The sequence below is a fragment of the Ottowia cancrivicina genome (genome assembly GCF_029813755.1).
Classification (GTDB): Bacteria; Pseudomonadota; Gammaproteobacteria; order Burkholderiales; family Burkholderiaceae_C; genus Ottowia; species Ottowia massiliensis.
This window is the reverse complement of sequence record NZ_JARVII010000074.1, coordinates 1-935: the sequence shown is the minus strand read 5'-3', so window position 1 is coordinate 935 and position 935 is coordinate 1. Positions and strand designations below refer to the sequence as shown.

Genomic DNA, 935 nt, shown 5'->3' with positions numbered 1-935 from the left:
CAAGCCGAGCCGCACGGAACGGGTTACCGCTTCACCCTGGGCGCGGGCATCAGCTTCATGCAGCAGCAGCGCGTAGCCGAAGGCGGAGCCGACGACATCCTGGACGGCGGCGCAGGCCACGACTGGATCGCCGGACAGACGGGCAACGACATCCTCTACGGAGGCGAAGGCGACGACACCCTCTACGGAGACGACGCGCAAGACATGCCTGCCCACGCGGCCAGCGGAGACGACCAGCTTTATGCCGGCGCGGGCCATGACAGGCTCTATGGCGGCGCAGGCCACGACAGCCTGGACGCCAGCGACGACGACGGCCAGCAAGACCAGCTCTACGGAGAAGACGGCGATGACACCCTCATCGGCGGCAGCGGCCATGACGAACTGCACGGCGGCGCAGGAGACGACCGGCTGGCCGCAGGCAGCGACGGCAGCTGGCTGGACGGCGGAGTGGGAGACGACACCTTTGCAGGCGGAGCGGGAGACGACCGCCTCACCGACGAAAGCGGAAACGACACCTACCACCTCAGCGCAGGCAATGACACCATCACCGACCAAAGCGGCCAGGACACCTACCACCTCTACAGCGGCATGCTGCAACAAGGCGGCAGCACCGTCATTGCCGACAAGGACGGCCAAGGCAGCCTCCTGTTTGACGGCACGGCCCTCACGCGAGAAAGCGTAAAGGCCACAGGCAAAGACCAATGGCAAAGCAGCGACGGCAAAGCCCGCCTCACGCGGCAAGGGGCGGACCTGGTCATACGTGCAAGCGCGGGAGGACAAGGCAGCGCGGGCCACGTACTCGTGCGCGACTTCTTCCGGGGCAGCAGTGCGTTCTTGGGACTGCAACTGCCTGAATACACACCGACGCAGCCCGATCCGAAACCGAACCCCGATCCGAAACCGAACCCCGATCCGAAACCGAACCCCGATCCGAA

Annotated in this window: 1 protein-coding gene; it reads left to right on the top strand. The window is 66.0% G+C overall.

What is annotated here, in order from left to right:
- Window positions 1-935, top strand: a 935-nt coding sequence (locus QB898_RS13070; protein WP_279525298.1) for a calcium-binding protein, incomplete at both ends; no start/stop codon positions are given.